The following is a 10113-nucleotide window of genomic DNA, read 5'->3' on the forward strand; positions in this document are numbered from 1 at the left end:
GCCAGATATTCTCGGCGGAAAGTGCCTGGCAACCGAGATTATGTTTCCTGATTCTTCTATGGAATTGGTCGGGGGGATATACACGTGAAAATAAACCTTTATAACGAAGTGCTTGCTGAAACAGCAGCATATTATGTGCAGCATAACATCCAGCTGGACAGATCTGCTCTCCGCATGATGGAGATTGGGGCGGGAACCGGAGGAACAAGCGCAGCCGTTTTGAACAGACTGAAACTGATGGAACAACATATTCAAGAGTATGCATATACGGATGTATCCCAAGCATTCCTCTTGCATGGTGAACAAAAGTATGGAGCGGGCAGGCCATTCATGAATTATCGTAGGTTTGATGTCCGTTATGCTCCGTCTGCCCAACAGATAGACACCGGTGCCTATGATGTGGTCATCGCAGCCAATGTGCTGCACGCAACTCCCGATTTGCGGACAACACTGCGTAATGTGAAGGCTCTGCTAAAACAAGGCGGAATGCTGTTAATTAACGAGATTAGCAGCAATTCCCTTTTCACTCACCTTACCTTTGGTTTGTTGGACGGGTGGTGGCTGTATGAGGACCCCGAGCTTCGTTTAACCGATTCTCCCGGAGTAGCACCTCATGTATGGGAACAACTGTTACTGGAAGCGGGTTTTCATTCTATCGAATTTCCTGCACAAGATTGGCATGAGGAAGGACAGCAGGTCATTGTGGCATACAGTGACGGCATAGTCAGGCAGATTGACTCAGAGGTTACTCCAGTTGGATCTTCCAATCAGGTGCGGTCTGAATTTCAGTCCAATGATTCGTTCTCTCCAGAAAGCCGTCCTGAACTGCAAGAAAAGAAGGCGAGCAAGTCATCCCTTGGTGTGGAGAGCACTTCAGCAACTACATTGAAAGCACATGTAAGAGAGATCGTTACAGACATGCTGTCTGCTTCGCTTAAAGTAAACACCACCATGATTGATTCAGAGGAACCTTTCTCCGAATATGGTGTGGACTCCATTACAGGCGTGCGGCTTATTCAGTCGATCAACGAGGCGTTATCCATATCTTTGCAGGTATCCAGCCTGTTTGATTATAGCTCCATTGAGTTGTTATCCAACCATATCGTTGAAAAGTATAGGGACGGCCTTGTGCAGACCATCGAAAAGACTTCCAAATCTGTAGAACCGGTGGAGTTGAGCTCTGAAGCTTCTGCCCTGCATGCATACAACACAGAAGGTTCATCCGAACACAATCATGACCAGCATTCTGCGTTGCCAGAGTCTTATATTCCTTTACAGGTGGAGCGGGGAGATATCGCTATTGTTGGGATGAGTGGCCGATTTCCGCAATCAGATGATATTCATTCCTTATGGGGGAACTTGGTCGCAGGAAAAGATATGGTCGGGAGAGCTACACGTTGGGATCTATCATCTTATTTTGAAAAAGATATTCCCTATTGCAGCCATGGTGGATTTTTGGAAAACATAGATGAATTTGATCCTCAATTTTTTAATATCTCTGGCACCGAAGCTGCTCATATGGACCCGCATCAGCGAATTTTTCTTGAGGAATGCTGGAAATCACTAGAAGATGCTGGATATGCAGGACAGGCAGTTGCCGGACTGAAGTGTGGTGTATACGCGGGATTTAATGAGCTTGATTACCGGACATTGCTTGGAACGAATCCTGTTCCGCAGGCATTCTGGGGTAACTCGGGTTCAGTCATTCCTGCTCGAATCGCATATTATCTGAATTTGCAGGGCCCTGCCATTGCTGTGGATACGGCATGTTCAAGCTCGCTCGTATCGGTTCATCTGGCTTGTCAGGGATTATGGTCTGGAGAGACAGAAATGGCGCTTGCCGGAGGGGTCTTTATACAGTCCACCCCAGGTTTTTTCATTGCATCCAACCGGGCCGGCATGCTCTCAACGACAGGCAGATGTCATACGTTTGACCAGCGGGCAGACGGATTTGTGCCTGGAGAAGGTGCAGGAGTTGTAGTTCTGAAGCGTTTGAGTGATGCTCTGCGTGACAGGGACAACATCCATGGGGTTATTCGCGGTACAGCCATTAACCAGGATGGAGCCTCGAACGGGCTCACCGCGCCGAGTGCGAAGTCTCAGGAGCAGCTCATGTGTGAGGTTTACAATCGTTTTGGCATCCATCCTGAAAATATTCAGCTGGTTGAAGCCCATGGAACCGGAACTAAATTGGGAGATCCCATTGAATACAGCGCACTTGTAAAAGCATTCCGCGCTTACACCGAAGAGGAAAGCTATTGTGCTCTCGGTTCAATCAAAACCAACATTGGGCATACAGCCGCAGCTGCGGGTGTGGCAGGACTGATCAAAATTTTGCTTTCGTTAAAACATGCACAAATTCCAGCTTCCCTTCATTTTCAGGAAGGTAATGAACACATTTCGTTTGAAAGCAGTCCTTTTTACATCAATACAGAAACAACCGACTGGATCACACCGCCGGGTGTTAAAAGGATGGCCGCAATCAGCGCTTTTGGCTTCAGTGGAACGAATGCACATATGGTCATTGAACAAGCACCTGTAAAAGAAAGTCAGAAGGTCAATTGCCCCGGGAACCTGATTGTTTTATCCGCCCAGTCCCAGGAACAATTGCGAATTCAAGCCAAGCAACTGGTTAGCTTCTGCAAAGAACAATCCGATGTGAGCTGCTGGGATATGAGTTATACCTTGCTTATGGGACGAAAACATATGAACTCCCGATTGAGCTGTGTGGTCCGTAATGAACAAGAGTTAATCAGAATATTGGAGAAATGGCTTGAAAAGGGATCTGCGGCAGAAGTTCAGGTGGTGGAACTGGCCCATACGCTGCGCCCACAGTCTTCATTAATGCGTTATGGAAATGAATGTTTGCGGCATTGTTCGGAATCACCGGATTCGGTTGAATTTACGGAAAATTTATCCGCTGCCGCAAGTTTATATATGCAGGGGTATGATCTTGATTTTGAATTGTTGTTTGGGCACGAACCCGCGGGACGAATCTCGCTGCCCGTTTATCCGTTTGTCAAAGAAAAGTACTGGATTGATGCTGGTTATGCATCAACACACGGTCGTGTGACCCGTCAGCATACTGACCAGAGCAGAGAGGATTCAAACCAGTTGCTTCATCCATTGCTGCATCGTAATACCTCGAATTTGGCCGCTCTCCAATTCAGTTCCACCTTTGATGGCGGGGAGCTTTTCCTGAAGGATCATGTCGTGCAAGGGGAAAGTGTATTTCCGGGTGCGGCCTATCTGGAGATGGCTCGTGCTGCAGTGGAAATGGCTCATACGCATGATGAACGAGAACAGACATGGGTAAGTCTGAGCGATATCGGCTGGTATGATCCACTACAGGTGAACAATGAGCCTGTTCAGGTTGACGTCTTGCTTCATCCGCTTGAACGGGGAGCAATCGAGTTTCGGATACAGAGCCAAGGTGCGAAAGAGGCTGTTGTTCACTGTCTTGGGCAAGCGACCATGATGCAGACTTGGGAAGCTGGACAGACAGATCTGACACAGATCAGAACACAATGCACCGAAGGGTTTTATACAAGGGAAGGTTGTTACGACCAGTTTAAACAAATGGGTCTGCAATACGGGGATTATTATCAAGGAATAGAAGAGTTGTACATCGGGACAAATCAGGTACTTGCCAAACTGAGCCTTACAGAAGGGTTGCCCCATGAATATGGCGAAGGTCAGCTTCACCCTGGTCTTACAGACAGTGCTTTACAAGCATCCATTGGACTTCTGTTGGCAGCAGCAGGAGGTTCGCCTGGTATAACGCCGGTTCCGTTTGCCTTGGAGCAAGTGCAGATATCGGGAAACAGCACATCATTAATGTGGTCGCATGTTCGCGCCTGTACTTCGAACGACTTCCTAATTGAAACGAAAAAGGTTGATATTGATGGATATGACGATAAGGAACAGCTTGTCCTTCGAATCAAGGGGCTGACGTTTCGTGAGCTTCCCGGACAGGTAGAGATTGGGGCTGAAGGGACTTTGCTCGCTGAACCCTATTGGAAAGTGGCACCTGCTGACACATTTACCCGAGGCGTTTCCGGGAATGAGACCATAACCGTGGATAATCATGTGGTGCTTTTATTCGAAGACAGCAATCACAGTTATCCGGGAATTGAGCAATATTTACAGCGTTTTTCCATTCGAAGTGTACGTATTCCTTCAACGGATTTCAGCCAGACTTGGGACGGATTATTCACCAACGGTGCATTGCGGGTGCTCGAAGAGATCCAGCTGCTGATGCGGGCAGTGTCCCATGTTAACGATGAAAAATGGCTCCAAATTGTTATTCCTGGCGAGTTGTCGTTGTATCAGGGAATTGCCGCTATGTTAAGAACGGCCGAACTGGAGAATCCATCCTTTCATGGTCAGGTTATTGAGGTCATGAATAAGCCGGAATCGGAGATGCTGGCGAACATGCTCTTCGATAACCGCGCTTACCCGGAGCATGGGTTAATCCGTTATAAGAGTACACCAGGGTCTTCAGGTATTGGGCTTCGTCACGTTCAGGATTGGAAAATGATTGAATATGATCCGTTTGAAAGCTCATTCGACATACCATGGAAATCGGAAGGGGTATACGTAATTACTGGGGGAGCAGGTGCTCTCGGCATCATCATGGCTGAAGAAATAGCGCGTCATGCACCTTCCTGTACCATTGTTGCTGTAGGGAGGACATCCTCTACCACGATTCGGCAACCGTTTGATGCTCTGCGTGAAAAAGGAATCAACCTCGTCTACAGACAGGGGGATATTTCGGATTGGCGGACCGTGCAAGATTTGGTGAGTTCATTGAAGTTGGAGTTTGGTGAACTGAATGGGATTATTCATTGTGCCGGAATCATACATGATCATCCCATTTTTGCTAAAAGAGAGGACGATCTTCGGAACGTTTTTGCACCAAAAGTGTCCGGTATTGTTCATTTGGATGAAGCAACTCGGGAGGACAAATTGGATTTGTTCATCGTTTGCTCGGCTGTTGCCGCAATGTTTGGCAACCCCGGACAAGCCGACTATGCGGCAGCCAACGCTTTTATGGATTCTTTTGCATCTGAGCGGCACCAGCGAGTGCAGAAGGGGGAGCGATTTGGACGGACGATCTCCATAAACTGGCCGCTGTGGACAGAAGGTGGCATGACAATATCTGAAGCCGTTCAGCAAAGGATGTTCCATCGTTACGGTATGGCAGCCATGGATACGGTTAGCGGCATACAGGCTTTATATGGGGCTTTGGCAACAGGGGCCGGACAGATTGCTGTTTTGTCGGGTAATGTGACCCGGATCAGGGAGCTTCTACATTCCCAAAACCAACAGGGGTCCCTGGCTTCCAATAGTGAAATCAAAGGGCTGGCATCCATGAATAAAATAAATTCACCTGTCGGGGAATCAAACCGATTACAGACAGATGACCAACCGAAACGGACGGTTCAATTTCTGATCCAAACCCTTGCCGAAGTTATTGGACTGCCCGAATCCCGAATTCAAGCCAGCGCACCTCTGGAGCAGTATGGAATCGATTCAATCCTGATCATGCAAATGACGAACAAGCTGGAGAGTTTGTTCGGACCTCTGCCCAAAACGTTATTTTTTGAGTACCAGACGATCAGGGATTTGAGCAGTTACTTTCTACAGGAGCAAGGCGAAAAACTGGACAGGTTACTAAGGGAGGTAGATCCCTATACAGCCTCAGATGCAGCATCGGTACCTATGGAAGATAAACATGTCAAAGCACAGCAACCCGTAATGCAACCTGCCTTTTCGGTCCCAGGTGAGGCTCGGTCGCCTTATCTGGCTGTTGGACAGACCCAAACGATTGTCCCACGGATGAATGAGTCACAGACAAAGGCATCCAGACAGGACACAGCTGTCGATACGCAGCAGGATATCGCCATTATTGGTGTGGCGGGAAGGTATCCGGGAGCGCGGAATATCCATGAGTTTTGGGAGAATCTACGCAGTGGAACAGACAGTATCACCGAAATCCCGCCAGAACGCTGGGATCAGGAGCAGGTGTATGATCCGGCGCCGGGCACGCCGGGCAAGACCTATGGACGCTGGGGTGGATTTCTGGACGGTGTGGACGAATTCGACCCGTTGTTCTTCCAGATCTCTCCCCGGGAAGCCGAGATGATGGACCCGCAGGAACGATTGTTCATGCAGTGTGTGTACGAGACGCTGGAGGATGCGGGGTATACGCGGGAGCGTTTGGCGGCGGACATCGTGGGGGTGTACGTGGGTGTGATGTACGAGGAATATCAGCTGTACGGGGCCGAGTCCTCAATTGCGCTCTCGGGTAATCCGGCGTCCATCGCCAACCGGGTGTCGTATTTCTGTAATTTCCGCGGACCAAGTTTGGCGGTGGATACGATGTGTTCGTCTTCGCTGACCTCCATTCATCTGGCGTGCCAAAGTCTGAGACAGAACGAATGTCAGGTAGCGGTGGCGGGCGGGGTGAATGTGTCGGTCCACCCGAACAAATATATCATGTTGTCCCAGGGACGATTCCTGTCCAGCAAAGGCCGTTGTGAGAGCTTTGGTGAAGGGGGCGACGGGTATGTGCCGGGTGAAGGCGTTGGCGCGGTCCTGTTAAAGCCGCTCGCACGAGCCGTTGCAGACGGGGACCGGATTTACGGCGTGATCAAAGGGTCGGCCTTGAATCACGGTGGAAAAACGAACGGATATACCGTGCCGAATCCCAACGCTCAAGCGGATGTCATCGGCCGAGCCTTGCGTGAGGCGGGAGTTGACCCGCGGACGATCAGTTATGTGGAAGCCCATGGCACGGGTACGTCGCTCGGTGACCCCATCGAGATTGCGGGGTTGAGTAAAGCTTTTCAGCAAGAGCCATCGGAAGAAGCCTACTGTGCCATTGGCTCAGCGAAATCCAATATCGGACATGCGGAGAGCGCAGCAGGCATCGCGGGAGTCACCAAGGTGCTGCTGCAATTGCAGCATGGGGAGCTGGCGCCGTCCCTGCATGTGCAGCAGACGAACCCGCATATTGACTTTAGTCAAACCCCGTTCACGGTCCAGCGGGAGCTAGACGTTTGGACACGGCCAAGGGTGGACGGTCAGATCGTACCGCGACGGGCGGGAATTTCCTCGTTTGGTGCAGGTGGAGCGAATGCTCATCTCATTTTGGAGGAATACCGGGAACCCGAACTGGGGCAAGAACAGGCGAACGAGAGAAATGAGCAAAATGAGAAAAGCGAGAAGAATGAAGTTCCCGGGATGGTTGTGCTGTCGGCGAGAAACGAGGAACGACTGGTCGTTCAGGCGCGTCAGCTGCGGGATGCACTTCACATCGGGCAGAGCAGCTGGAGTGTAAGGGAGATCGCCTATACGCTGCAAACCGGACGTGAAGCAATGGAGGCTCGGTTGGGCGTACTGGCGCAAACGGTGGACGAACTGGTCGCCAAGCTGGACAGCTATGTGGAACAGGCGAGTCAGATGGAACCGGTAGGCAAAGGAAGCCAGTACTATCAGGGCCATGTGAAGCAAGGACAAGAGAATCCGGGCTGGTTAACAGATGAAGAAGACATGAAGGAGAATGTGAAACGCTGGCTGTCCCAGGGTCGTTATGAGCATGTACTGGACGCCTGGACACGAGGGGCAGTGATTCAGTGGATGGAGCTATACGGGGGCAACAGACAGCAGCACCCGCGTCGAATCAGTCTGCCGGCGTATCCGTTTGCAGCTGAACGTTACTGGGTACCTGAACCCCTTGTCTCAAGAGAACAGAGAAGTAAAGTAATCCAACATACAGGCGTACCTATTTTACATCCGCTTGTACATTGCAATACATCCAGCTTTGGTTTGCAACGATATGCCAGTACGTTTACGGGCGAGGAAACGATTTTGGCCCATCATCAGGTCCACGGAGAGAAATGGCTTCCCGGTACGGCCTATCTGGAAATGGCCAGAGCGGCGGTCCAGCAAGCTGTTGGACTTTTCGACAAATCCTTGCAGGTACGGTGTATTCAGAAAGTCACATGGATGACGCCTCTACAGGTTGATCAGCCGGTTGATGTTCTGATCGAACTTAAACAGCAGAATGATGAAATCGTAGGTTTCGAGATCTATAGCTTCACTCATGGATCTGAGCAACTCAAACGAACACATTGCAAGGGTTCCGTTCTGCTGGGGGGAATACAGGCATCCGTTCAACCAACCGGAAACAAACCTTGGCTGGTTGAGAAGGCGGAACGTGTCCTTTCAGGTAAGGAGTGTTATTCCTTGTTTGACGGATTGGGTCTATCCTACGGGCCCGCCTTTCAGGGACTTACACAGCTATTCATCCAGGATCATCAGGTTTGGGCACCGTTGCGGTTGTCTCCGGCAGTCGGACATACAGAGCAATATGTAATGAATCCATATTTGCTTGATGCGGCGTTCCAGGCCTCCATGGGTCTTTTGCTGAAGCAACATGTGGAGGGGGGCCGAAGTCCTGATTCAGTGCCACTGCCGTTTACACTAGATCATCTGGAACTCCTGCATCCTTGCACAGAAGAGATGTGGGTGCGTGTCCAACGGATGGATCACTCTTCTGGGGCACAGGGGCTGATTAAGTTTCAGATTGAAATGTATAGTCCAGACGGAAAGTTATGCATTCGGATGACCGAATTGGCATGTAAAGCGCCCACAGCGGATAGGCTTCCTTTATTTCAAAATCCGTTGACGACCGGGGGTACACCTCCTGTTGGACATGTTCTGATGACACCCATATGGAGTGTATTTACGCCGGAGGAGACAGCGCATCCGCTATCCGTTGATAACAAGGTGCTCATCATTAGTGACAACGATACAAGTCATAAGCAAGCCCTGAAACTATATCCGGGCGCAATGCACATGTTGCCCCATAACAGCATACGCGGTTGGAAGGACAGCCTGTCGGAGTTTGCCATTCTGGATCATATCGTATGGCAGGCCCCGTCTCCCGGTAATGTTGGCATGACAGATGATTCCATTGTTGAGGGACAGGAGCAGGGGGTTCTTCAGCTGTTCAGAATGATCAAGAGTCTACTAGAGCTTGGATACGGTAATCGAAGCTTGAGTTTGACCCTCATTACGACAAATGCGATCCCATCCTCTCCAATGGACGAAATTAATCCTACCCATGCAAGCATTCATGGTTTTGCGGGCTCTTTGGCCAAAGAATACTCCCGGTGGAGCATAAAACTGCTCGATCTGGAGCATGAGGTGGAATGGGCGGAGACCCAAATGCAGGAACTTCCTTGGAATGCGCAAGGAAACGCCTATCTGTACAGGGATAACGAGTGGTTACGCCAGGAGTTGATCCCGGTAAATGTGCACAATGAACATGCAATCCAGGATGCTTATCGCCAAGAGGGAGTATATGTGGTCATTGGTGGGGCAGGTGGCATTGGACAGGTGTGGAGCGAATACATGATCCGGCAGTACAATGCACGTATTATCTGGATCGGGCGCAGGGAACCTGATTCAATCATTCAACGCTGTATAGAACGTTTGGAGTCTCTGGGGAGTGCTCCCGAGTACATTGTGGCAGATGCGACAAATGGAGATTCCCTCCAGAAGGCCTATGAACAGATCAAGCAAAGACATCCCTATATTCATGGTGTAATTCATTCTGCGATTGTATTGCAGGATCAGAGTATCGCCAATATGGAGGAGGATCGTTTTCAGGCTGTCTTATCTGCAAAAGTCGCTGTAAGTGCACGCATGGCTCAGGTATTTGGACAGGATGACCTCGACTTCATGCTGTTTTTCTCATCCTTTAATTCGTTTACCAGGTCACCTGGGCAAAGCAATTATGCGGCTGGCTGCACCTTCAAGGATGCGTTTGCTCATCAGCTTGCGAGGGAGCGTTCCTATGATGTCAAAGTGATCAATTGGGGTTATTGGGGAAGTGTGGGAAGTGTAGCCTCGGAAGAATACAACACACTTATGAGCAATGCCGGTATCGGTTCTATTGAAGTAGCTGAAGCCATGAAAGCACTGGAAATCCTTTTGACAGGATCACTGGATCAACTGGGGCTTGTCAGAACGACCAGACCTCTTTTTATGCAAGAGCTGAACTTGAACAAAGTTGCATCCCTGAATGTGTAACAGAACGAA

At 49.8% G+C, this 10113-nt stretch carries 1 protein-coding gene; it reads left to right on the forward strand.

The genetic code is table 11. The features are described from left to right. Positions 1–84: 84 nt before the first annotated feature. Positions 85–10104 carry an SDR family NAD(P)-dependent oxidoreductase gene (locus tag F0220_RS13105; RefSeq protein ID WP_149846567.1) on the forward strand — a complete coding sequence of 3340 codons (10020 nt, stop codon included), beginning with the start codon at positions 85–87 and terminating at the stop codon, positions 10102–10104. Positions 10105–10113: the final 9 nt, after the last annotated feature.

The organism is Paenibacillus sp. 37, from assembly GCF_008386395.1.
GTDB lineage: Bacteria > Bacillota > Bacilli > Paenibacillales > Paenibacillaceae > Paenibacillus > Paenibacillus amylolyticus_B.